The organism is Aeromonas sp. 600886 (genome assembly GCF_049174935.1).
Lineage (GTDB): Bacteria > Pseudomonadota > Gammaproteobacteria > Enterobacterales > Aeromonadaceae > Aeromonas > Aeromonas veronii_A.
The window spans coordinates 16,575-37,775 of record NZ_JAAKUB010000009.1 but is presented as its reverse complement, the minus strand read 5'-3'; the positions used below and the strand labels follow the sequence as shown (position 1 = coordinate 37,775).

Genomic DNA, 21,201 nt, shown 5'->3' with positions numbered 1-21,201 from the left:
GCGAGGCCCAGTGGGGCCTCGCATCGTTGTGGCCGGTCTCAGTGTTTGACGAGGTAGAGCTGGCGGCTGTAGGCCACATCCTCCGGGTTGTTGATGGGGTAGCCTTTGAGCCATGGCTTGATGAGTCGGGCATTGGTGTACTGGTAGATGGGGGCGATGGGGGCTTGATCCAGCAGGATCGCCTCTGCCTCGCCAAACAGCTTGCTACGGCTGGCGACATCCTGAGTGCTGGCCGCCTCTGCCAGCAGCTGGTCATAACGGGCATTGGCAAAGCCTGCCATATTGCCGCTGTGACGGGAGCCCCACAGGCCGAGGAACGCTGACGGGTCGTTGTAATCTGCGACCCAGGAGGAGCGGATCACCTCGAACTGACCGCTCTGGCGACTGTCGAGATAGGTTTTCCACTCCTGATTGGTGAGCTCGACCTCGGCGCCCAGCTTCTGCTTCCACATGCTGGCAATCGCCAGTGCCATCTTCTTGTGAATTTCTGCGGTGTTGTAGAGCAGGGTCAGCTTGAGCGGCTTGTCCGGGCCGTAACCGGCCTCCTTGAGCAGGGCCTTGGCCTTGCTGTCCAGCGCCGGCTGGCTGCTGCTGGAGAGCAAGTTGGCGGCCGGGGTAAAGCTGGCGGTCACATCCGGAGTGAAGTGATAAGCCGGTTTCTCGCCAGTGCCGAGCACCTTGTCGGCGATCAGGGCGCGGTCGATGGTGTAGGAGAGCGCCTTGCGCACCCGCACATCGTCGAGCGGTGCCTGTTTGGTATTGAAGGCGTAGTAGTAGGTACCGAGCTGATCCGGGGTGTAGACCTCATTCGGGATCTGCTGCTTCAGCTTGTCGTACTGCTCCTTGGGGAAGGATTCGGTGATATGCAGATCGCCCGCCAGATAGCGGTTGGTCGCCGCGCTCTCCTGATTGATCGGCATGAAGATCACCTTGGTCAATATGGTATGGGCCCGATCCCAGTAATAAGGATTGGGGGTCAGCTCCAGCTTCTCGTTGACCACCCGGTTGTTCAGCACAAAGGCACCGTTGCCCACCAGTTTGCCGGGTTGGGTCCACTGGTTGCCGTACTGCTCGATGCTGGCCTGATGGAGCGGCGACAGGCTGGGGTGGCTCAGCAGGTTCAGGAAGTAGGGCACCGGCTGGGAGAGGGTCACTTGCAGGGTGTGATCATCGAGGGCCTTGACCCCCAGCTCGCTGGCAGGCAATTTGCCAGCCACGATCTCGTCCACCTTGTCGAAACGGGCCAGTTGGGCAAACCAGGCGAAGGTGGCCGCCTCTTTCGGGTCGACCAGCTTGCGCCAGCCGTAGACGAAGTCGCCGGCCTTGACCGGATCGCCGTTGGACCAGCGCGCATCCGGGCGCAGATGGAAGGTAAAGAACTGGTTGCCCTTGTTCTCCCAGCTGGCCGCCACCCCAGCAACCGGTTTGCCATCCGGCCCCTGGGTCAGCAGCCCCTCGAACAGATCCCGCAGTACCTGCAACTCCGGCAGGCCGACCAGCTTGAGCGGGCTCAGGCTCGCAGGTTCATCCTTTAGGTGGCGAACGACAATCTGCTCGGCGGCGAGTTGTGTTCCGGCGGGAATATCGGCTGCCTGGACAGCAGCACAGCCCAGCAGGGCCAGCAAGGGGGTCCATCCTTTCATGGGTCGGATCCTTCAAATAGTGTGAAGCGGGGAGAAAACTCGGCGAGAAAATATCGCCGACAGATGGGAAATCATGATATCCCGTTTGCTGGTCTGACCGCCAGCATTCGACTCTCACTCCCAATCGGGGTAGAAGAGCGTTCCCGGCGTCTGTGCAGTTCAATGTGGTGAGGAGTGTCAAACGATGAAAGCATGGTTATTGCTGGCCTGTGTGTTGAGCCAGAGTGCCTGGGCGTTGGCCCCGTGCCAGAGCGACACGGCGGTGGGCAACTGGTGCGAGATCGGCATCGATGCCTTGCACCCGACCCAGGGGGGCGTCGGCCAGATCCAGGTTGATGAGACCCAGGCCACAATGGCGGGCATGAGCGCAAAGCAGCTCGACAAGTTGATGAAAAAGAAAGAGATCCCTGTAGTGATTGCACCGGATGGCAGCTACTGGCTGGTGGACAGACACCATCTCACCAAGGCGTTGTGGCAACAGGGCGTCAAGGATGCCCGGGTCAAGGTGATTGGCCGCCTGCAGGACAAAGCCAACTTCTGGAGCCAGATGCAGAACAACCATTGGGCCTGGCTCAAGGATGAGAAGGGGCAACCACTGACCCCGGAGCAGTTGCCGACCAGCATCGACAAGCTGCCTGATTACCCCTATCGCACCCTCGCCGGACTGCTGCAGAATGCGGGCTACTTTCGCAAGGACAAACAGGTCTATTTCGTCGAGTTTGCCTGGGCCAGCTGGCTCGGCAAGCAGATGCAATGGATGCCGGTGGACAGCGCCAATCTGGCGGCCCGCCTGCAACAGGCCAAACGGCTCGCCTGCGGCAGCGATGCCAAGGATCTACCCGGTTATCCCGGCAAGCAGTGCAGCCTCAACCAGTCCAAAAGCGCGCAGTGAGTGGATGAGCGATGACGGCATCCAGAGCATGCCGGAGATAAAAGAGGGCGACCCCGGGGTCGCCCTTCTGCTGTCAGCTTGTTACTGCTGGCTAGTGATGGTCACTCATGGCGCTCCGCCCAGGGGGCAGCCGCCTGCTCAAGCAGGGCGACGTCACCTTGCTGGATCAGCGGTAGCAGATCGTTGACCTGTTGATCCGGCCAATCCCACCAGGCGAGGGCCTGTAGCCGGGCAATCTCCTCCTCGCCAAAGCGCATTCGCACCACCCTGGCCGGGGTGCCCGCCACCATGGCATAGGGCGGTACATCCTGATTGACCAACGAGCGGGCGGCGATGATGGCGCCGTCGCCGATGGTGACGCCGGGCATGATCATCGCCTCCATGCCGATCCAGACATCGTTGCCGATGCGGGTATCGCCAGCGGGGCGGTAGCTGCGCTGGAGCGCCGCCAGATCGGCGAACGGATAGGTGCTGATGAAGGCCGTGTTGTGGGTGTGGTTGCCCCCCATGATGATCTTTACCCCGGCGGCAATTTGCACATAGTCGCCGATATGGAGCCGGTCGATATGCCAGAGCGGCTCCCAGCCGGTTTCCGGGCTGCGGCTGAAGGGATCGCCATGGAGGTAGCGCACCGCCACCTCTTCGAAGGGGCCATCCCAGGCACCCGAGTAGTAGCTGTGCTGCCCTTTGAGGCAGATATTGGGGTTGGTCACCGTCAGGTGCAGGTATTCGACCTGCGACCAGTGTTGGCAGGTGCTCATATTGGTACTCCTTTGCTGAATGGATCGGATGGGTTGCGTTCGCTTGAGCGCAGCTAATAGATCCAGACCAGCATGCGGGGCACGCAGAGCAGGGAGCAGCCCAACATCTGCGGGAGGCGAGGTCGCATTGTGGTGTGCTCCAAAGAAGAGGGAAGGGCGCGATCATAAGGTCGGGCGCCGGGTTGGCCAAGGTTGCGCAGAGATCCTGCACTAACCCTCTGGTTGATATTTATTCTCAATTAGCCATGATAACACTCCCACCATGACGGACTCGGGAGAGCGAGATGACACCGCAAAGTTGGCAACGATACATGCTGGAGGCGGAGCGTGCCTGGCAGGCCGGTTCGCTGGGGGCAGCGATCTGCTTTTATCAGCAGGCGCTGGGGGATGTTTACGAGATGACTCAGGTCGAGTTGACCGAGCTGGCCACCATGCGGGTCGCCACCTGTCACCGGCTGGCCGACTTCTGGCGGGCGATGGATGAGCCGACTTACGAGCTGCGCTACCTGAAGCTTGCCTCCGAGCTGGTGACGGCGCTGGTGCCGCAGTGCCCCAACCGGGAGTGCGAGGCGCTGATCAGCGAGCTGGGTTGCTGTCGCGGTGCCCTGCTCGCCTTTCTCAAGCGCCACCCCAATCCGGAAATTGCCCGGCTGATCCAGTTGCAGGACAAGGTGCAGGGCTGCGAGCTGATCGGCCGTTTTCGCCTGAACTGAACGGATTGGGGCGAGGCTCAGCCCCGCCGTTTGAGTTTCTGGGCGATGCGTTGTTGCGCCTCTTCCCCTTGCAGTGCCTGGGCGAAGGCGCGCGCCTCCAGATCGATGACAAAGTGCACCGCCTGTTTGAGCTCCTGTTTCAGCAGCGCCTTGCTCTTTTGCAGCGCTCTGGGCGGCTTGGCCGCCAGCTTCAGCCCCTGCTCGCGGGCAAAGGAGAGCACTCCATCGGCCGCCACCACCTTGTTGGCGAGCCCGAGCCGCAGCGCCTCCTCGGCATCAATCGCCTCGGCCAGCAGCAACAGCTCCGCCGCCTTGAGGTGCCCCACCAGACGCGGCAGCAGCAGGCTGGAGGCAAACTCCGGCACCAGACCCAACTCGACAAAGGGAAGCTGCAAGCGGGCGTTATCCCCCAGATAGACCAGATCGCAGTGCAGCAGAATGGTGGTGCCTATCCCTACTGCAGGACCTGCAACAGCGGCGATCACGGGTTTGGGGAAGTCGGCAAGGGTGTGGAGGAACTGCAGGATGGGGTCGTCGGGCTCCAGCGAGTTCTTGCCCATAAAGTCGGCCAGATCATTGCCCGCGGTAAAGCAATCCTGCTGCCCCTGCAACAACAGGACATGCACCTCCTCATCGGCTGCCGCCTCTCCCAGCGCTGCCACCAGTTGCTTATAGAGCTCGGTATTGAGAGCGTTGCGCTTGTCGGGGCGGTTGAGGGTCAGGGTGAGCAAGCCATCCTGCTGCTCGACAATGAGAATGGGGGCCATGTCTAAATCCTTGTTATTGAAAGGTGCAAAAAAGGTTGCTGCTGGGGTAATCTTGGCGCCGTTTAACAACATCATAAAAGGATTTCAACCATGTTTAAACGTGCGTTTTATTCTCTGCTGGTTCTGGGGATGACTGCGCCTGCGCTGGCCAAGGTCGAGGCCGTCGACGGCTATGTGCGCCTGTTGCCGCCGGGCTCTCCCAACACTGCCGCCTTTATGGTGCTCAAGAATGACGCCGACCAGCCGGTCAAGCTGGTGGCGGCGGCCTCTGCTGCAGCGGGTCGTGCCGAGCTGCACACTCACCTGCACGAAAATGGCGTGATGAAGATGCGTCAGGTCGAGAATATCGAGATCCTGGCCAAGGGCGAAGCGGTGCTGAAACCGGGCAGCCTGCACATCATGCTGTTCGAGGTGGGCACGCTCTCCGAGCAGACCCCTTTCCCGCTCACCCTCACCATGGACGATGGTCAGAAGCTGGATCTGTCACTGCCGGTGAAGCCGATTGAGCCGATGGCAGAGATGAAGCATATGAAGCACTGACATTTGTCGTCGTTTGTTCAGGATTGACGCTGGGTATTTTGGCTGCACCGAGTAAAATAGTGCTCTTTTCCATGTATGCAAGAGGAAGTGACGTAATGAAAAAGACGCTGATTGCCGGTTTTGTGCTGGCTCTGTGCAGCCAGAGTGCCATGGCCGCTGACGACTGGCGTTTTGCCGCCGGTGCCGACGTATGGGCCGCCAAGGGCAGTGGTCAGGCTTATGGCACCAGTGCTGATGGCAGCTATGACGACAGCTACAACTGGAACGGCTATCTGCAACTGGAACACGGCATCATCTTCCTGCCGAACGCCAAGTTTGAAGTCTCCGATTTCAGCACCTCCGGCGGCAACTTCAAGAACGATCTGACTGCCTACGATCTGAGCCTCTACTACCGTCTGTTCAACAACGATCTGTTCAAGATCGATCTGGGTATGACCGGCCGTCACTACGATGGCGAGCAGGTCTATGTCGGTCGCAAGGGTTATGACGAAGATACCCTGATGGCTTATGCCGGCAGTGAAGTGAAGATCCCGGGCACCGGCATCGCCTTCTTCGGCGATCTGCGCACTCACGATGCGGACAACTATGACTACCGTCTGGGTGGTTCCTACAAGTTCTCCTCCATGCCGATCAAGCTGCGTGCCGGCTGGCGTGAAGCCAAGGTCGACTTCGCCAATATCGATCAGTCTGTAGACGGCTGGTTCATGGGTGGTGAATTCACTTTCTAATCAGACCGTCAACTGACGACGAGGAGCGATAATGGGCCACATCATAGTGACAGGTGCCGGTTCTGGTCTCGGCCGGGCGCTGACCATAGGTCTGGTTGAGCGGGGCCATCAGGTCTCCATGATGGGGCGCCGTTATCAGCGACTGCAGGAGCAGGAACAACTGCTCGGCAGCGCGGTGATCGGCATCGCGGCCGATCTGGCGCACCATGAAGAGGTCGACGTTGCCTTCGCCGCTGCGGTGGAGTGGGGCGGGCAGCCCGATATGGTGATCCACTGCGCCGGGGTGGGCGAGTTTGGCCCGGTCGGTGTCTACACCGCCGAGCAGATCCGCCGGGTGGTGGAGAGCAATCTCATCTCCACCATTCTGGTGGCCCAGCAGACGGTGCGGCTTATCGGTGAGAAAGGCGGAGTACTGGCCAATGTGCTCTCCTCCGCCGCGCAGGTGGGCAAGGCCAACGAGAGCCTCTACTGCGCCTCCAAATGGGGGATGCGCGGCTTTCTCGAATCCTTGCGCGCGGAGCTGAAAGGCTCGCCACTGCGGCTGGTCAATCTCTATCCGAGCGGGATCCGCAGCGAATTCTGGGACAACTCGGATCACGTGGACCCGAGCGGCTTCATGACCCCGGAAGATGCGGCGGCCTATATGCTCGACGCACTGGAAGCCAGAAGCAGCTGCCACGTGACCGACCTCTTTATCGGTCGCAATTCCTGAGGCGAAGCCCGCCATCCGGTTGCCGTCGTCAGCACACAGAAACAAAAAGCGCGCCAAACGGCGCGCTTTTCTATTCAGGTAAGGGGGCGGAATTAACGGCCCAGCTTGGCCTTGAGCATGGCGATGATGTCGCTGATGGCCACTTCCTGCTTCTCGCCGGTGCGGCGGCACTTGTACTCCACCACGCCGTTGTCCAGACCGCGATCGCCGATGACGATGGCGTGCGGGATGCCCAGCAGCTCCATGTCGGCGAACATCACGCCCGGGCGCTCTTTACGGTCGTCGAACAGCACGTCCACACCTGCGGCTTTCAGCTCGGCGTAGAACTGCTGTGCCTGCTCGGCCACGCGCTCGGACTTGTGCATGTTCATCGGCACGATGGCCACTTCGAACGGGGCGATGGCGTCCGGCCAGATGATGCCGTACTGGTCGTTGTTCTGCTCGATGGCGGCAGCCACCAGACGGGAAACCCCGATACCGTAGCAACCCATCTCCATGGTGACGGATTTGCCAGCTTCGTTCAGCACGCTCGCCTTCATCGCTTCGGAGTACTTGGTACCCAGCTGGAAGATGTGGCCCACTTCGATACCGCGCTTGAGCAGCAGCTTGCCCTGGCCGCACGGGCTCGGGTCGCCTTCCACCACGTTGCGCAGGTCGGCAACCTCAAAAGAGGTGATGTCGCGATCCCAGTTGGCACCGGTCAGGTGGAAACCGGTCTCGTTGGCGCCGCAAACAAAATCGCTCAGATGGGCGGCGCTGCGATCGACGATGATGCGACCGGCAAAGCCGACCGGGCCGATGGAGCCTGCGTCGCAACCGGCGGCCGCTTTGATCTGCTCGTCATTGGCGAAGGTCAGCGGGTTAGCCACGCCAGAAAGCTTCTCAGCCTTGATTTCGTTCAGCTCGTGGTCGCCACGCAGTACCAGAGCGATGACGGCCTGTTTTCCGTGCTCATCTTCCTCGGCCAGTACCAGTAGGGTCTTGGCGATGGCGGTCGGCGCCACGTTCAGGAAAGCGGCCACTTCGTCGATGGTGTGGACGGCCGGGGTGGCCACCTTGGTCAGGGCTTTGGTTGCGGCAGCGCGCTCGCCAGCCGGTGCCAGCGCTTCGGCCATCTCGATGTTGGCGGCGTAATCGGATGTATCGGAGAAGGCGATCAAGTCTTCACCGCTCTCGGCCAGCACCTGGAACTCGTGGGAACCGGTACCACCGATGGAGCCGGTATCGGCCTGCACCGGACGGAAGTTCAGGCCCATGCGGGTGAACGCCTTGCAGTAGGCGGCGTGCATCTTCTCGTAGGTATCGACCAGAGACTCTTTGTCGATGTGGAAGGAGTAGGCATCCTTCATCAGGAATTCGCGGCCACGCATCACGCCGAAACGGGGGCGCACTTCGTCGCGGAACTTGGTCTGGATCTGGTAGAGGTTGAGCGGCAGCTGCTTGTAGCTGTTCACTTCGTAACGCACCAGCGCAGTGATCACCTCTTCGTGGGTCGGGCCCAGCACGAAGGGACGGTTGTGGCGGTCGGTCAGACGGCACAGCTCGGGACCGTAGTCATCCCAGCGGCCGGACTCCTGCCACAGCTCGGCGGGTTGCACTACTGGCATGGAGACTTCGACGGCACCAGCATTGTTCATCTCTTCGCGAACAATGTTCTCGATTTTCTTCAGTACCCGCAGACCGGTTGGCAACCAGGCATACATGCCGGAGGCCAGTTTACGGATCATCCCGGCGCGCAGCATCAGCTGGTGGCTGACAACTTCAGCGTCGGAGGGGGTTTCCTTGAGAGTGGAAAGCAGATATTGGCTGGTACGCATCGCGGTAGACCTTAGCTAGAACGGGCGCGGGGCCCAGGATAATTTCAAGGGCGGAATTTTAACAGGCTGGGCGTTGCGGCCCAAGGGTTAAATTTGCCGCAGCCCGAAAGGTGGCCACGCCCGGCAGATGGTCAGGGCAATGACCATTGCAACAAGCAGGCTTTTTATGCCTGCAATTTGGCCGGATCTCCGCTAAACTCTGCCACCTTTTCTCGATGGGCATGGTTTTTCCGCGTCCATCGCCCCCATTTTTTAGTACTTTTGGAGCCGCTCATGCCGTTAGTGGGACATCAACACCAGATCGAGATCCTGGAACTGACCGACAAAGGAGATGGCAAAGGACGCCTGTTCGATCGCCCCCTGTTTGTCGAAGGTCTGCTGCCCGGTGAGCAGGCGCTGGTGGAGCTGACCGAGGTCAAGCCGAACTATCTGCACGGCAAGGTTGCCGAGCTGCTCCAACCCTCCGCCGATCGGGTTGCCGATTTCTGCCCCAACACCGAGTGCGGTGGCTGTCAGGTACGTCCGCTGGCCTATCCGGCCCAGCTCAAGCTCAAGCAGGCACTGGTGCAGAGCGCACTGGAGCAGGTCGGGCTGGGTGACACGCCGGTCAAGGATATCCTTGGCATGGAGAGCCCGTTCGCCTATCGCAACAAGGCGCAATATGCGGTGCGTGGCTGTGACGCCGGTGCCGAGATCGGTTTTTATCGCAAGCACTCTCATGATCTCATCACCGCCGATGACTGTGCGGTGCAGGACTCGCTGCACGTCGAGCTCAACGCCCGGGTGCGTGACTGGATGCGCACGCATGACATCGCCGCCTATGACGAAGTGAACCACAGCGGCTGCGTGCGCAACCTGATGACCCGCAAGGGTTTCAAGAGCGGCGAGCTGATGGTGGTGCTGGTGACCCTGGGCGAGGAGCTGCCGTTCGAAGCCGAGCTGCTGGCAGCCCTGAGCGATCTGCCGGTTACTACTCTGGTGCAGAACATCAACGATGAGCGCACCAACCGCATTCTGGGTGCCACCAACCGGGTGCTGCTCGGCGAAGGGGTGATCCGCGACAAGATCCACGAACTCGAGTTCGAGATCTCGCCGCTCTCCTTCTTCCAGAACAACCCGACCCAGACCGATGTGCTCTACTCCAGCGCCCTCGAGTATGCCGAGCTGACCGGTAACGAGACGGTGTTCGACATCTATTGCGGTATCGGCACCATCTCCCTGTTCCTGGCTGGCAAGGCCGCCAAGGTGGTGGGGATCGAGTCGGTGGAAAGCGCCATCAGCGATGCCCGCCGCAACGCCGCCCTCAACGGCATCGAGCACACCGAATTCCACGTCGGCAAGGCGGAGCAGCTGATGCCCGAACTGCACGCCCAAGGTGTGACCGCTGATGTGGTGGTGATGGACCCGCCCCGCAAAGGCTGTGACAAAGCGGTGCTGCAGACCCTGGTCGCCATGGCGCCCCGCCGTCTGGTCTATGTCTCCTGCAACCCGCAGACCCTGGCCCGCGACCTTGCCTGGCTGGTCAAGCAGGGCTTCGTGCTGGACGAAGTGCAACCGGTCGATATGTTCCCGCACTCCATGCATGTGGAAGCGGTTGCCCGCCTGAGCCTGCCCGCCAAGGCATAAGTCGCCCCCGACTCTTGCCCACATAAAAAACGACGCCAACTGGCGTCGTTTTTTTATCTCTGCAATCGGCTGATGGCCGATTAGCTGGCGCTCTGGCGCACCTCGGCGGCGATCTGGTCGAGCAGCTGTTGCCAGCCCTGACCCAGCTCGTTCACCAGCGCGTTATAGCCATCGGCCGGCAGTATCCGTTCCTGACGGAAGGGGGCATCGCGCAGCACGGTGCCATCTTCCGCCAGCAGGCGCCAGCGGCCGCTCAGCACGGCGCTGCCGTCATGACGGCCCTGAAAGCGCTCCACCAGAATGGTCAGCACCGGCCCCTTGCGGGCGCCATCCTGCCGCACCACCCAGCCCGGCAGGCGGGTGGAGAGGCCATTGAGGGTGAGCTGGTTGAGCTGATCGTCCAGCGCACCGGCCCAGCGATGGTACTCGGTGAAGTGCAGCTCTTGCCCTTCCAGCTGATAGACCAGACTGATCCGGTCGAGCTGGCTGGCCAGCGCCACCGGGCGCAGCACCAACTGGTGCTGCGGTTGGGCCGGGGTCGTCACGGGTTGCTGACTATCGGCATCGAGCGAGTAGTAGTGCAGGCTTGGTTGGCTGCTGCAACCCGCCAGCAGACCCAGCAGGGCCAGCGTCAGGATCTCTTTTTTCATTGTTTGCCTCGCTTGGGCTCAGGGTCCGATGGATGCGCGCGATCGAAGATCAGCGAGCTGGGCTGCTCGTTGAGGGAGTGCACCAGCGGCTGCAGTTCGCGCATCAACTGATTGAGGGTCTGCACCGACTGGCGCAGGTCCTGATTGGTCTGCGACTGGGCATCATAGGCCTGCAAGGTCTCCTGCAACTGTTTGAGACTCTCGTTGAGCGAGGCCGGCAGCTGCTGGGTGGAATCCTTGGCGGTGAGCTTGTTCAGGTTGGCGCTGACTGCACTGATGTTCTTCAGGGTGCCATCCAGGGTGGTGAGTGACCCGTTGACCTTGGTCAGGGTGGTTGCCATGTCCATGTCGACAAACTTGTCGAGGATGAGGTTCACCTTGCGCTCGATCTGATCCAACCCACCCTGCACGGTGGGGAAGACCTGATAACCGGCCAGCTTGGCCTGCTCGAAACGTGGCGCGTCCGGATAGAAGTTGAGATCGATGATCTTGCCGCCGGTCAGCAGGCTCGAGGTCTTGAGGCTGGCACGCAACCCTTCCTTGAACTGCTTGCCGAACAGGGCACGCCACTGATCCTTCTCCGCCTTGGCATAGCGGTGGGAGAGGCGCTGCACCTCGATGCGGGCCAGCACCGGGATCTGGCGGCTCTTGAAGATCTGCACGCCCTTGTCCTCGATGAGGTAGGGGGCGGAGATGACGGTACCGACCCGAATGCCGCGATACTGCACCGCCGCGCCCGGGTGCAGGCCACCCACGTTGTCATCGAACAGGAAGACGTAGTCGATGAACTGATCCAGACTACCGGCCAGCACGCTCGCCTCATCCTGGAACAGGGTGAACCCTTCCATCTGTTTGACCGGTTCGCCAGGCGCCCAGCCGGGTGGCAGACCCATGGTGATGCCGCCATCGATCAGGCTCTCCAGCGAATCCATCTTCACCTTCATCCCCTCGCTGCTCATGGAGACCTCGAAGCCCGGGGTCATCCAGAAGCGGGAGTTGCTGCTCACCAGAATGTCATAGGGGGCGTGGATGAAGATTTGATACTGCATCTCGCTCTTTTCCGGCAGGAACTTCGCCTCTTCCACCTGACCTATGGTGAAGCCCTGATAGTTGATGGGGGAGCCTTCCCCCAGCGCGCGAGTGTCGCGACTGCTGAGGGTGAGACGCAGCCCCTTGGCATCGAGGGAGGCGAGCGGCGGTTTGTCCAGCATGGCGTACTCGTCCCGCGCCCGACCTTTCTTGCCGGGGGCGAGCTCGATATAGGCGCCGGAGAGCAGGGTGCTCAGACCCGATACCCCTTCACGGCCCACTCTGGGCTTGACCACCCAGAACTGGCTGTCACCGCGCAGCATGCCGGAGGCAGCATTGGTCAGCCGTCCTTTCAGCACGGCATGGCTGTAGTCATCGCTCAGCTCGACTGCCTCGATACGGCCGACATCCACTTCGCGGGAGCGGATCACCGTCTTGCCAGCGACTATGCCCTCGGCAGTGGCGACTGTCAGGGTGAAGCTGGGGCCTTGGGAGTACCAGTGCTGGAACAGCATCCAGAGACCGATGAACAGCGCCAGCAGGGGCACCATCCAGATTGCGGCGGCAGAGCTCAGAAAGTCAGAGCCCGGTTTCCACCTTTTTTTACGCTCACTCACGTTCGCGTTCTCCTTGTTGTAAATCCCAGATCAGGCGGGAGTCGAAACTCATGGCGGCGACCATGGTGATCAGCACTACACCTGCAAATGCGACGGCCGCAGGGCCGGGATAGATGGTCATCAGATTGTCGAGCCGGATCAGGCCCGCCAGAATGGCCACCACGAAGACGTCGATCATCGACCAGCGTCCGACAAATTCGGTCATGCGATAGAGTTTGAGCTTGCCGAGGGGGGAGGTGACATTGCCGCGCTGCACCATATAGCAAAGCCAGAATAGCGCCAGTATTTTCACCAGCGGCACCACCACGCTGGCGAAAAAGATCACCGCAGCTATGGGGTAGGAGCCCATGGCCCACAGCAGCACCACACCGCCGAGGATGGTGGAGGGGCTGTCATCACCGAGGAACACTGTATCCATGATGGGATAGACGTTGGCCGGAATGTAGAGAATGGCGGAGGTAAACAGCAGCGCCCAGGTGCGGTTCAGGCCGCCCGGCTTGCGCGCATGCAGCTTGCCGCCGCAGCGGGAGCAGCTGTGGCTGCCCACCTCGCTCAGAGCGCCACAGATATGGCAGCCCACCAGACCTGATTCCAGCGCGCCCGCTTCCGGGTCGATCTCCCGCGCCTCGGTCGGGCCGAACAGCCGCTGCCACAGCCACATCTGATCCAGTGAGGAGATCATCTTGATGAGCAGCACCGTGTAGCCGACGAAAGCCCAGAATGACAGCCCCATCTTGATGTCGGCCATCCCCATCAGCTTGACCAGCGAGATGAGCACTCCCACCAGAAAGACATCCACCATCAGCCAGGGTTTGATCCGGCAGAGCAGACGGCCGAGGGAGCGCAGGGCATTGCTGTGCAGATCTTTATCGATCCGCCACAGCACCAGCATGATGGAGCCCATATAGACCAGCGGCAGGCCGATCAGGGTCAGGCTCAGTACCGCGCCGAGAAACAGATAGCCCTCATCCACCAGGGTGGTGATGCTCTGCAAAAAGGTCATCTCCTGGCCCACCCCTTTGGCCGAGAAGGACATAAAGGTAAAGGCATTGGCGAGCACGAACATGATAAGTGCCGCGAACCCGTAGGAGATCGGCCGCAACTCCTGCTGTGGCAGGTGGCGACTCAGGGTGTGTCCGCAACGGGGACAGCAACTGGCCTGTCCCACCTCGAGCGGTGTGGCCGGTATCAGCAGGTCACACTCTTCGCAGGCAGTGGCATCATGGACATAGGTGGTGTGGTGTTGGTGTGAAACCGGATGCAAGATAAAACCCCAGATAAGGCCCATGGTGGAGCCAGAGCTGGCGATTATCGCAGTTGTGCTGGTCAGCGACCAGCCCCCGGAGGCCGCTATTGCTGGCGGGAGTGAGAATGACTTTGACAAGCCAGTGCCCATTTAGCACAATCAAACGCCACTTTTTTTCCGCGGGACAATAATTTATGACAACTGAATCCCCAAGCTACTCCACGATTGAGCAAGCCTTCTCCCTCGGGAACGGGCAAGATTCTGCCCTCAACTGGTTGCGCAAGAACCGCAGTCAGGTCGCTATCTTTCTGGTGAGCGGCATCAAGCTGGAAGGCACCATCAGCGGGTTTGACCAGTACAGCGTGCTGCTGACCGATGCACACGGCAACCAGCAGCTGGTCTACAAGGCCAAGATCTCCACCATTGCCATGCACACCGGCCGTCCGCAGGTGAACATCCAGCGTGCTCGCAAGCCGCGTGTCTCCATGGCGCCGCGCCCCCATGGTGCGCCGGGTCGTTATGACGACAATCAGAGCGGCGGCAACAACGAGTAATCGTCTGCCCCGCACTCCCCGTTGACGCGCCCTGCGTCAGCGGCTGACGGAACCTGCTCTCATTTTCATTCATGTCCCGTATGAGAGCCGGTTTCGGTTATCGCCCCTTGCAGGGCGATATTTTTTTCCGCACTACGCGGTTATGCCGACCGGTTTGCCCTCTTTGACCATGCAGGTCTGCATACCCGCCGCCTCTCCGGCCTGTACCCCGATTCCGGTATCTTCAAACACCAGACAGCCTGATGGCGCGACCCCCAACTTGCTGGCGACCAGCAGGAAGGTGTCCGGATTGGGCTTGTGCAGCTCCACATCGTCTGCGGTGACCACCACGGAGAAATAGCGATCCAGCCCGGTGTTGCGCAGCACCGCTTCGGCGTTGACGCGGGGCGAGCCGGTGCCAATCCCCATCGGGATGACGCCATGATAGCGCTCGACCAGCGCCTGCATGGCCGGAAAGACGGTCGCCTTGTGCAGGTTGGCCACATAGTGGGCGGTCTTGCAGCGGGTGACTTCGAGCGGATCGAGAGGGATCTGCTGCTCCTGTGCGACCAGCAGGGCTATCTTGCGGCTCGGCATGCCACCCAGTTCATAGAACCAGTCGGCATCGAAGCGAAAGCCAAACTCACGGGCGGTATGTTCCCAGGCGGCGAGGTGCAGCGGCATGGAGTCGACCAGGGTGCCATCAAGGTCAAAGACCAGGCCTTGGAATCCGGAAAGCGTCATGGTGCGGGTCAGTCTCTGAAAAAAGGGAGCCCATTCTAGCCAGTGGCTCCCCGCCTCGCCATCACCTAGCAGGTGAGAAACGCTTGCCCCCACATTTGCGCCTGAAAATAGACGGGGGTGAGTCTGGTCGGGTCGAGCTGGTATTTCGGTGCCAGCTGCTCCAGCAGGGCCCAGTTGCCCTGTTCATAGGTCCTGACCAGCTGGAACAGGTGGAACAGCGGCCCTTCGTGCCGCTCGATGGCTCGTTTTACGTTGTTGGGCAGGTGGGCCTTCAGCGACTCCGATAGCAGGGAACCATCGAGTACCAGCCCGACCAGAAAAGCCCAGCTTGCTTCGCGTTTGTCTAGGGCGGTGAGGGCGATAAGTTCACAGAAGCGACCGCGAGCGATGGCCATCCGGGTAGAGGCCTCCGGCATATGCTGGCTTACCCGGGCCAGGCCGTTGATCAGCACAAACTTGCGGATCTCCTGCTCTCCCAGATAGGAGAGGGCGCGGGAAACCGAGGTGATGGGGGCGGCATGATCGAAGCCGGGGGAGTTGACATAGGTGAGTAGCTGGCCCGGGAGCAAGGCATCCTGCTCCAGCAGGCGGGCCACCTGGGCAAAGGAGAACTCCTCGTGGCAGATGAGCTGGAGGATCTGCTGCACCAGCGCCATATCGGGCTGGGTGGCACGCTGATTGACCAGCTCGGGGCGGGCGAGAAAACCACCGGCAAAGAAGTCGACTCCGGCCTCTCGCAGCGGGAGAAAGTCTTCCCAGGTTTCGATATCGAGGGCCATCCGCTTGTGTTCGGTGGGCTGGCAGATCCCCTCTTCGCCCATCCAGAATACCAGCAGACGGCTGGCACCGAGCCAGCGTGGCTCACGGCTGACCCCGTGTACGGCAAGCCGGCGTCGACTGTCTCGCCACTGTTCCAGCACCGGAAAGGAAGCTGGTAGCCGTTCGCTGGAGGCTTCGACCAGCGGGATCGCATCCTGATCAAACAGCAGGGGGCGCTGTTCATCGAGCTGTTCGTGGGTGAAGGGCACCAGATATTGGCGCCCTTGTGCCAGCAGGCGGCAATGTTGTGCCAGCGAGGGCCACTCGTCCGGTGAGCCGAGCAGATAATCGATGCCGTAGGCCACCAGGGCCATGCGGCGATTGAAGATGGGATAACGACGCAACAGCATGGGATCACCGATAGGCCAGAGTGCGCGCCCGTCCTTGAGACTTGGCGTGGTAGAGCGCCTGATCGGCCTGTTCGGTCAGACTCTGCCATGCCTCGTTCAGGGAGGGAACCAGATAGCTAAAGCCTATGCTAACCGTAATGAAATCAGCAACCCGCGAGGCGGGATGGGGCAGTTTTAATCGGGTTAGGCCATCATGGATCCTCTCGGCCAGTTGTTCGGCCTCACCGGGTTGGGGGGCGCAGAGCAGAATGACGAACTCCTCGCCACCGTAACGGGCGACCAGATTGGTGCAGCGCCGCTCTGCATCCCGCAGCACATGGGCCACCTGTTGCAGGCAGAGATCCCCCTTGGCATGGCCGAAGTGGTCGTTGTAGGCCTTGAACTCGTCCACATCGATCATCAATACCGCCAGCGGATTTTGGGTGCGCCGTGCCCACTCCCATTCCCGTTGCATGGTGATGTCCCACTGGCGCCGATTGGCGATACCAGTCAGAGGATCTTCCAGCGAGAGCAGGGAGAGGCGGTGATTGGCCTCCTCCAGCGCCCGATTGGTTTCGGCCAGTTGTATCGTGCGTTCGGCAACCCGCTCCTCCAGCTGGCGATTGAGCCGCTCCAGCTGCTCCTGGGTGCGCTGGCGGATCAGTAACTGTGACAGGATGGCGGCGTACTGTTTGAAAATCTCGCTCTGATAAGCCTTGAGTGGTCGGTGACAGAGCAGGTTGTCGGCGGCGATCCAGCCGATGGGAGTGGTGCCATCCCACAGCGAGACCATGGCGTTCCAGCCACGACCTACCTGCTGTTTCTCGTAGTAGAGGGGGGTATCTTCCAGCACCAGCACGTAGTCCTTGCGCCTGAGCGCCTCCTGCACCGTGGGGTGCTCCGGAATGGGACTGACAAAGTCATGTTCGTCTACCAGCTCTCCCTCTTCGCTGGTGCCCCAGGTGCCGCGCATGGTCTTGCCATCGGATTCGATCAGGAAGATGGCGACCCGATCGAACTGCAGCTCCTTGCGGGCCAGAAGCACGGCGTCCCGCAGCAGATCGTTCTCGCTGTGGCTGCGGGAGAGGGTGACGCTGACCATGTGCAGCGCCTGCAACATGGTGAGAAAAGAGCCCTGCAGCGCCTGACTCTGCACCAGATCGGTCTGGGTATGGAGCCGCTGATCCCGCTCCTGATTGACCTGGCTGGATAGCAGGTGGTTGCTCAATTCGGCGGTCAGATAGTGGATCTGCAGCTGGATCCCCTGACGCTGGCGTGCAGAGAGGCGGTCGATACGGCGGTGGGTCTCCAGATAGATGACCCCTTCTAGGCTCATATGGCGTTTGAGGGGGAAGCAGGCGCGTAGTCGTTGCTGGGCTGGTTCGACATTCTCACCAGAGTCCGGCGGCTGGTAGATCTGCTCGATCACCAGTTGCCCCTTGTCCATCGCCTTGTCGAGCAGATGGTGGGGCAGGGTCAGTTGACCGAGATGGGCGAGATCAAGCGTAGTCAGCCCCTTATCGAGCTGAAAGCTGTAGAGCTGCGGTTCGGGGGCTTTCAGCCAGAGGTAGAGGCGTTCGGCATCGGTTTTTTCACGGATGGTGGCGAGGCTCACTTCGCATAACTGAGCGAAGTTGGTGAAGTGTTCCGGGTCCCATTCCTGCATACCAGCATCCCTTGGATTGTACCCAAGCGAGTATAAACATATTTCTCTTTGATTAATATGTCAGAAAGGAGAGGTGTCGCACATATTGGTTGCATTCCACGTTATGCGTGGAAACATTCACTGCTTTTACTGCCAACTGTGGCGAAAACTGTGCGTAGTGGCGCCACTTGTGGCAGCGTGTATGGCAGATGCGGGGCAAAAAAGAGCCCGCGCAATGGCGGGCTCTCGGGCAGATGAGATGACTCTGTGCGGCTTACTCAGCCTTGGGGGCTACGTCCGCAGGTGTGCTCTCGGCGACCGGGGCTTCCGGTGCCGGACCCGGTACCAGATCTACCGCCGGCTTGGCGATAAGGGAGCGGGTCTCTTCCACCGCTTCGGTCAGCTTCACCTCGATGAGCTGGCCGAGCTCGTAGACCACCTCGGTCTTGTCCAGATAGACGCGACCATTGTCCCAGTTGCACTCCAGGCGATCCTTGTTGTCGAGGATATGACGGGCAGGCATGAAGACCACGGCGCCATTCTCCTGCAGACGCAGCTTGAGGCCAGCACGCATCACGTCGATGATCTCGGCGTTGAACACCTTGTCGGTGCCTGCATCTGCCTTCAGGTAGCGGACATAGAGCCAGTCACCGATGTCACGCTCCACCATGCGGTGCAGGCGGCGGCAGGCGGTCAGGTGCTCGGTGAGCTCGGTGCTCGGGCGCTCACCCGGGGTCTTGCCGGCGATGACGGCTTTGAGCAGACGATGGTTGACCATATCGCCGTATTTGCGGATCGGGGAGGTCCAAGTGGCGTAAGCATCCAGACCCAGACCGTAATGGGCGCCCGGTTCGGAGGACATCAGCGCATAGCTCTGGAAGCGGCGGATCTTGCCATCCAGCCAGCGGGTGTCGAGGTTGTCGATCCAGCGGCGCAGGGCGCAGAAGCCGGAGAGGCTGGCGATCTCGTCGCGCTCGAACGGGGCTTCGGCGCTTTTCAGCAGGTCGATGGCGCCGTCGAGGGACTCTTCGTCAAAGCCGGTGTGAACGTTGAAGATGCCGTAACCGACGCTCTTGCCCAGCACGCGACCGGCGCAGATGTTGGCGGCGATCATCGACTCTTCCACCATGCGGTTGGCGATGCGGCGCGGCTCGACGTGGATAGCCAGCACTTCGCCATTCTCGCCCAGCTCGAAGTCGTAGTCGGGACGATCCGGGAATACCAGCGCATGCTCGGTGCGCCACGCGATGCGTGCTTCGGTCATCGCCTTCATCAGCGGCAGCTGGGCCAGCACACCTGCGTCGATAGCCAGCTCTTTGCCATGCTCAGCCCAGTCGGAGACGTCGTCATAGTTGAGACGGGCGTGGGAGCAGATGCGGGCGGCGAAGAACTCGGTCTCCTCCAGCAGCAGACCATCTTCGGCGATCAGCAGACGGGCGCACAGGGTGTTGCGCTCCTCGCCCTCTTTCAGGGAGCAGAGCTCGTCGGAGAGGGTGCGCGGGATCATCGGCACGTTGCGGCCCGGCATGTAGACGGTAAAGGCGCGCTGGGCGGCCTCTTTGTCCAGCTCGCTCCCTTCGGCCACATAGGCGGTCGGGTCAGCGATGGCGACCAGCAGCTCCCAGCCGTTGTCCAGCTTGGTGATGGCCAGCGCATCGTCCATATCCTTGGTCTTGGCACCGTCGATGGTGAAGAAGGGGACTGCGGTCAGATCGCGACGGGGCAGCTCTTCCTCTTCGATCACCTTCCACTCCGGCAAGTCAGCCGGCTCGACCTGGGCCAGATTGTGGCGCGCCAGCACCACCCACCAGGGCACATTGTGATCTTCCTGGGCGGCGATCTTCTGGATAATCTCGGCAGAGAAGTTGCCGTCGACCAGCGCATGGCGCTTGAGGGTCGCCACCACCCAGTCACCTTCCTTGAACTCTTTCTCATCCAGACCCTTCTTGACGCGGGCCTTGATGGCATCCTTGATCAGCGGATGGTCGGCAACCACGTTGAGGCGGTCACGGAACATCTTGACCCGGGCCACGAAGCGGGTGACGGACTGCTCCAGCAGGGTATCCGGCTCGGCCACTTCCTTCTCTTTTTCGGTGCGGATCAGGGCGGTCACCCGGTCACCGTGCATCACCTTCTTCATGTAGGGAGGCGGCACGAAATAGCTGGTCTTCTCATCGACTTCCAGAAAGCCGAAGCCCCGGTCCGAGGCGCGGATCACACCCTCTTTCTTCGGGATGTTTTCGCGGATTTGTTGCTTGAGCTGGGCCAGCAGCGGATTGTCTTGGAACATAAATGGGGAACCTGAGTGGAGACCTGATGAAGAAACGCCCAGCACTATACGTTTTTAGCCCTGCAAAGCCAAGGTGAATGGCCTGATCAGCGTGGTTTCAGAGAGCTGCGGGCATAGTCGATGAGCCGTAAAGAGAGCTGTTTGTGTACCCCTTTTTCCAGTACCCAACGGTGCCAGTAGAGTCGCTCCGTCAGGATGCGCTCTGGGCTGAGGTTGACCAGTGAGCCACTCTCCAGTTGTCTCCTGATCTGTAATTCCGGGATAAGACAGTAGGCCACTCCCTGTTCGGCCATGGCGACAAAGGCCTCCGACGAATGAACCGTATGGCAGGGGTAGCCGCCAGGCTCCAGCCCGAACTGCTCCCTCATAAAGCTTACATGCATGTCATCTCGCTGATCGAACGCTACTGCCGGTGCCTTGGCCAGTGCTTCCCGGGTCAGACCGCGAGGAAAATGGCGAGCCACGAAGGCCGGGCTGGCGGTGAGCAGATAGTTCATCTCACCGAGCTCGTCGACACAGCAACCCGCCAGCGGTTGGGGGCTCAGGCTGACCGCGCCGAAGGCCTGCCCCTCGCGCACCTTGTCGAGGGTGCGGCACTCGTCATCCACCAGCAGGTTGAGTTCGATGGGATGCTGCTCAAGCAAGGGAGTAATCGAGGGCAGAAACCAAGTGGCCAGGCTGTCGGCATTGACGGCGATACTGATCCGGATGGGTGCTTGTGGTGTGGCGGGAGCCAGCTCACCAGCCAGTTCCAGCTCTAGCTGGTGGACCTGACGATAGTGTGCCAGCAGCTTCTGGCCGAGCGGGGTCGCTTGCAGCGGCTGGCTGCGGATGAGCAGCGGCTCGGCAAACTGCTGCTCCAGCTGCTTGATCCGCTGGGAGATGGCCGACTGGGTGATATGGAGCGACTTGGCCGCCCGCTCGAAGTTCTGTTCCTGCAGTACCGCATCCAACGCCCGCAGCAGTTTGTAGTCCAGCTCTTTCATCTTCCCTCCCTTGCGTTGCTTCTGGGCTGACTCTACGTCACTCGGCAGGGGACAACAATGAGTGGTGACAGGGACGTTATGCTGTGATTTCTGACAGTAGTGATCAGGTTGTTG

19 protein-coding genes are annotated in these 21,201 nt (G+C 60.8%); 7 read left to right on the top strand and 12 right to left on the bottom strand.

The genetic code is table 11. The annotated features are described in order from the left end of the window. Window positions 1-38: 38 nt before the first annotated feature. Window positions 39-1,643 (bottom strand): peptide ABC transporter substrate-binding protein, encoded by a 1,605-nt coding sequence (locus tag G5179_RS09035; RefSeq protein WP_421258223.1) that lies wholly within the window; start codon window positions 1,641-1,643, stop codon window positions 39-41. Between the two features lie 184 nt (window positions 1,644-1,827). Here G5179_RS09035 and G5179_RS09030 point away from each other — a divergent pair, with 184 nt between their 5' ends. Then, a complete protein-coding gene (locus G5179_RS09030; RefSeq protein ID WP_421258222.1) occupies window positions 1,828-2,535 on the top strand; it encodes a ParB-like protein in 708 nt (235 codons plus the stop codon). Between the two features lie 101 nt (window positions 2,536-2,636). Here the strand turns inward: G5179_RS09030 and G5179_RS09025 are convergent, their stop codons facing one another. Then, window positions 2,637-3,296: a CatB-related O-acetyltransferase gene (locus G5179_RS09025; protein WP_421258221.1), complete on the bottom strand. Its 660-nt coding sequence runs from the start codon at window positions 3,294-3,296 to the stop codon at window positions 2,637-2,639. 284 nt (window positions 3,297-3,580) lie between these two features. Here G5179_RS09025 and G5179_RS09020 point away from each other — a divergent pair, with 284 nt between their 5' ends. Beyond that, the gene (locus tag G5179_RS09020; RefSeq protein WP_005335785.1) at window positions 3,581-4,009 is read left to right on the top strand and encodes a DUF2753 family protein; all 429 of its coding nucleotides are present in this window, start codon (window positions 3,581-3,583) and stop codon (window positions 4,007-4,009) included. A gap of 17 nt (window positions 4,010-4,026) precedes the next feature. On the opposite strand, the gene G5179_RS09015 is transcribed toward G5179_RS09020, so the two are convergent. After that, entirely contained in the window at window positions 4,027-4,776 is a 750-nt protein-coding gene (locus G5179_RS09015; RefSeq protein ID WP_201953520.1) for an enoyl-CoA hydratase-related protein, read from the bottom strand. Window positions 4,777-4,866: 90 nt separating this feature from the next. Between G5179_RS09015 and G5179_RS09010 the strand changes: the two genes are divergently transcribed. From G5179_RS09010 to G5179_RS09000, 3 genes are all read left to right on the top strand, one after another. Beyond that, a complete protein-coding gene (locus G5179_RS09010; RefSeq protein WP_421258220.1) occupies window positions 4,867-5,316 on the top strand; it encodes a copper chaperone PCu(A)C in 450 nt (149 codons plus the stop codon). 95 nt (window positions 5,317-5,411) lie between these two features. Further along, window positions 5,412-6,044 (top strand): TIGR04219 family outer membrane beta-barrel protein, encoded by a 633-nt coding sequence (locus tag G5179_RS09005; protein WP_106844095.1) that lies wholly within the window; start codon window positions 5,412-5,414, stop codon window positions 6,042-6,044. A 31-nt stretch (window positions 6,045-6,075) separates the two neighbouring features. After that, window positions 6,076-6,756, top strand: coding sequence for an SDR family oxidoreductase (locus G5179_RS09000; protein ID WP_279465813.1), 681 nt, complete (start codon window positions 6,076-6,078; stop codon window positions 6,754-6,756). A 92-nt stretch (window positions 6,757-6,848) separates the two neighbouring features. Here G5179_RS09000 and G5179_RS08995 read toward each other — a convergent pair whose 3' ends face one another. Further along, window positions 6,849-8,573, bottom strand: a complete 1,725-nt coding sequence (locus G5179_RS08995; protein ID WP_421258219.1) for a proline--tRNA ligase — start codon at window positions 8,571-8,573, stop codon at window positions 6,849-6,851. Window positions 8,574-8,846: 273 nt separating this feature from the next. Here G5179_RS08995 and rlmD point away from each other — a divergent pair, with 273 nt between their 5' ends. After that, a complete protein-coding gene (gene rlmD / locus G5179_RS08990) occupies window positions 8,847-10,199 on the top strand; it encodes a 23S rRNA (uracil(1939)-C(5))-methyltransferase RlmD (protein WP_204481000.1) in 1,353 nt (450 codons plus the stop codon). 80 nt (window positions 10,200-10,279) lie between these two features. Here rlmD and G5179_RS08985 read toward each other — a convergent pair whose 3' ends face one another. Genes G5179_RS08985 through G5179_RS08975 form a run of 3 tightly spaced genes read right to left on the bottom strand, consistent with a single transcriptional unit; the run spans window position 10,280 to window position 13,759 of the window. Then, entirely contained in the window at window positions 10,280-10,849 is a 570-nt protein-coding gene (locus tag G5179_RS08985; protein WP_421258218.1) for a PqiC family protein, read from the bottom strand. Further along, window positions 10,846-12,495, bottom strand: a complete 1,650-nt coding sequence (gene pqiB / locus G5179_RS08980) for an intermembrane transport protein PqiB (RefSeq protein ID WP_005335774.1) — start codon at window positions 12,493-12,495, stop codon at window positions 10,846-10,848. Before pqiB ends, G5179_RS08985 begins: the two co-directional genes overlap by 4 nt. Then, window positions 12,488-13,759: a paraquat-inducible protein A gene (locus G5179_RS08975; RefSeq protein WP_106844099.1), complete on the bottom strand. Its 1,272-nt coding sequence runs from the start codon at window positions 13,757-13,759 to the stop codon at window positions 12,488-12,490. Before G5179_RS08975 ends, pqiB begins: the two co-directional genes overlap by 8 nt. A 176-nt stretch (window positions 13,760-13,935) precedes the next feature. On the opposite strand from G5179_RS08975, the gene hfq reads away from it, so the two are divergent. Further along, the gene (gene hfq / locus G5179_RS08970) at window positions 13,936-14,295 is read left to right on the top strand and encodes an RNA chaperone Hfq (protein WP_421258217.1); all 360 of its coding nucleotides are present in this window, start codon (window positions 13,936-13,938) and stop codon (window positions 14,293-14,295) included. A 132-nt stretch (window positions 14,296-14,427) separates the two neighbouring features. Here hfq and G5179_RS08965 read toward each other — a convergent pair whose 3' ends face one another. The 5 genes from G5179_RS08965 to G5179_RS08945 form a co-directional block, all read right to left on the bottom strand. Then, entirely contained in the window at window positions 14,428-15,018 is a 591-nt protein-coding gene (locus G5179_RS08965) for an HAD family hydrolase (protein ID WP_270905676.1), read from the bottom strand. Window positions 15,019-15,083: 65 nt separating this feature from the next. Continuing rightward, the gene (locus tag G5179_RS08960) at window positions 15,084-16,187 is read right to left on the bottom strand and encodes an EAL and HDOD domain-containing protein (RefSeq protein WP_421258216.1); all 1,104 of its coding nucleotides are present in this window, start codon (window positions 16,185-16,187) and stop codon (window positions 15,084-15,086) included. 4 nt (window positions 16,188-16,191) lie between these two features. Beyond that, the gene (locus G5179_RS08955) at window positions 16,192-17,832 is read right to left on the bottom strand and encodes a GGDEF domain-containing protein (protein ID WP_421258215.1); all 1,641 of its coding nucleotides are present in this window, start codon (window positions 17,830-17,832) and stop codon (window positions 16,192-16,194) included. A gap of 253 nt (window positions 17,833-18,085) precedes the next feature. Further along, window positions 18,086-20,101 (bottom strand): exoribonuclease II, encoded by a 2,016-nt coding sequence (locus G5179_RS08950; RefSeq protein ID WP_216952067.1) that lies wholly within the window; start codon window positions 20,099-20,101, stop codon window positions 18,086-18,088. Between the two features lie 86 nt (window positions 20,102-20,187). Continuing rightward, the gene (locus G5179_RS08945; protein ID WP_266135412.1) at window positions 20,188-21,087 is read right to left on the bottom strand and encodes a LysR family transcriptional regulator ArgP; all 900 of its coding nucleotides are present in this window, start codon (window positions 21,085-21,087) and stop codon (window positions 20,188-20,190) included. Window positions 21,088-21,201: the final 114 nt, after the last annotated feature.

What these genes read in the sequence shown, in the direction of transcription:
- G5179_RS09025 (WP_421258221.1), bottom strand. Translation starts at nt 3,296, where the DNA reads ATGAGCACCTGCCAACACTGGTCGCAGGTCGAATACCTGCACCTGACG.
- G5179_RS09015 (WP_201953520.1), bottom strand. Translation starts at nt 4,776, where the DNA reads ATGGCCCCCATTCTCATTGTCGAGCAGCAGGATGGCTTGCTCACCCTG.
- rlmD (WP_204481000.1), top strand. Translation starts at nt 8,847, where the DNA reads ATGCCGTTAGTGGGACATCAACACCAGATCGAGATCCTGGAACTGACC.
- G5179_RS08960 (WP_421258216.1), bottom strand. Translation starts at nt 16,187, where the DNA reads ATGCTGTTGCGTCGTTATCCCATCTTCAATCGCCGCATGGCCCTGGTG.
- G5179_RS09000 (WP_279465813.1), top strand. Translation starts at nt 6,076, where the DNA reads ATGGGCCACATCATAGTGACAGGTGCCGGTTCTGGTCTCGGCCGGGCG.
- G5179_RS08945 (WP_266135412.1), bottom strand. Translation starts at nt 21,087, where the DNA reads ATGAAAGAGCTGGACTACAAACTGCTGCGGGCGTTGGATGCGGTACTG.
- G5179_RS08950 (WP_216952067.1), bottom strand. Translation starts at nt 20,101, where the DNA reads ATGTTCCAAGACAATCCGCTGCTGGCCCAGCTCAAGCAACAAATCCGC.
- G5179_RS09020 (WP_005335785.1), top strand. Translation starts at nt 3,581, where the DNA reads ATGACACCGCAAAGTTGGCAACGATACATGCTGGAGGCGGAGCGTGCC.
- G5179_RS08965 (WP_270905676.1), bottom strand. Translation starts at nt 15,018, where the DNA reads ATGACGCTTTCCGGATTCCAAGGCCTGGTCTTTGACCTTGATGGCACC.
- G5179_RS09005 (WP_106844095.1), top strand. Translation starts at nt 5,412, where the DNA reads ATGAAAAAGACGCTGATTGCCGGTTTTGTGCTGGCTCTGTGCAGCCAG.
- G5179_RS08995 (WP_421258219.1), bottom strand. Translation starts at nt 8,573, where the DNA reads ATGCGTACCAGCCAATATCTGCTTTCCACTCTCAAGGAAACCCCCTCC.
- G5179_RS09010 (WP_421258220.1), top strand. Translation starts at nt 4,867, where the DNA reads ATGTTTAAACGTGCGTTTTATTCTCTGCTGGTTCTGGGGATGACTGCG.
- G5179_RS08985 (WP_421258218.1), bottom strand. Translation starts at nt 10,849, where the DNA reads ATGAAAAAAGAGATCCTGACGCTGGCCCTGCTGGGTCTGCTGGCGGGT.
- G5179_RS08955 (WP_421258215.1), bottom strand. Translation starts at nt 17,832, where the DNA reads ATGCAGGAATGGGACCCGGAACACTTCACCAACTTCGCTCAGTTATGC.
- G5179_RS09030 (WP_421258222.1), top strand. Translation starts at nt 1,828, where the DNA reads ATGAAAGCATGGTTATTGCTGGCCTGTGTGTTGAGCCAGAGTGCCTGG.
- G5179_RS09035 (WP_421258223.1), bottom strand. Translation starts at nt 1,643, where the DNA reads ATGAAAGGATGGACCCCCTTGCTGGCCCTGCTGGGCTGTGCTGCTGTC.
- hfq (WP_421258217.1), top strand. Translation starts at nt 13,936, where the DNA reads ATGACAACTGAATCCCCAAGCTACTCCACGATTGAGCAAGCCTTCTCC.